Origin of the sequence: Streptococcus sp. HMSC061D10, from assembly GCF_001808865.1 — a bacterium.
Classification (GTDB): domain Bacteria; phylum Bacillota; class Bacilli; order Lactobacillales; family Streptococcaceae; genus Streptococcus.
Genome location: NZ_KV795024.1, coordinates 1 through 693 on the forward strand (window position 1 = coordinate 1; position 693 = coordinate 693).

General features: G+C 37.2%; 1 protein-coding gene. It reads right to left on the reverse strand.

Annotation, left to right across the window (positions count from 1 at the left end):
• Positions 1–409 precede the first annotated feature (409 nt).
• On the reverse strand, positions 410–693 hold a 284-nt coding region (locus tag HMPREF2728_RS08660), incomplete at its 5' end, for a MiiA motif-containing surface protein (protein WP_075227671.1).

Consider the following 693-nt stretch of genomic DNA (forward strand, 5'->3'; position numbering starts at 1 on the left):
CTGTCTAACTTTTGGGGTGCAGTACATTTTATCCCAACCTCTTTTTTGTTTGCCTAGTTTACAAGGCTCTATCTCCATATTTAAAAAATAATACTCTTCGAAAATCAAATTCAAACTACGTCAGCTTCACCTTGCCGTACTCAAGTACAGCCTGCGGCTAGCTTCCTAGTTTGCTCTTTGATTTTCAGAGTATAAACAGTCGACTTTTGTTTTATAGCAGCTATCCTAATGATACTCGATAGGAATTCTCCACTTTAATTTCTATAATTTTCTAGCATTTTAGAAATTTACTTTTTACCACTTTTCCATTAAGTGGCCCAATCAAAAAACCGTAAGAATTTCTTCTTACGGTTTTTCTAGCAAACTCATAGAATCAAGATTCTCAAATTTGCTTTATCTGAGTAATATTTTACTCTTCTTCCTCACGTTTTTTAGCGAAGAGGAGTCCGCCTGTCGCTGCTGCAAGAAGTGCTAAAGCAAGTGAAGCGCTAGATTGTTCTGTACCAGTATTTGGCAATTCTTTCGCTCCTGCTTTCTTAGCTGATTGGTTAGCAGCTGATTCTTTAGTTGCTTCCTTAACAGCATTCTCACTTGCAATTACTGCTACTGAGCCATCTGCAAAGGTTACAACTACTGATCCATCATTATTAACCTTGATATCTGTTGCTGTTGGGTTAGCTTTCTTAACTTCGT